At 37.2% G+C, this 247-nt stretch carries 1 pseudogene; it reads right to left on the minus strand.

Annotated features, from left to right (window positions below):
- A pseudogene (locus ELQ11_RS09830) lies at window positions 1–247 on the minus strand (hypothetical protein); the annotation flags it as partial.

Consider the following 247-nt stretch of genomic DNA (forward strand, 5'->3'; position numbering starts at 1 on the left):
TTCCATTGCCTTGATTAACAAGACCACCTTCTACCTTAGCTCCACCTTCTATCTTGATATCACTACCTATAGAAGCATTACCTGTATTGATTATATTTCCTTCAAGTTTAGTGTTTTCCCCACTAACAGTAATACCACCTGTTATACTTCCTGAGCCAGAGTTAGATATGGCTTGGCCTGAAGAAGAAGTTACAGTAGCTCCATCTTCTACTTTTATAGAGCCTTCTATTTTTCCACCAAAATTAAA

This window comes from Campylobacter sp. US50a, assembly GCF_004379015.1.
Classification (GTDB): domain Bacteria; phylum Campylobacterota; class Campylobacteria; order Campylobacterales; family Campylobacteraceae; genus Campylobacter_D; species Campylobacter_D jejuni.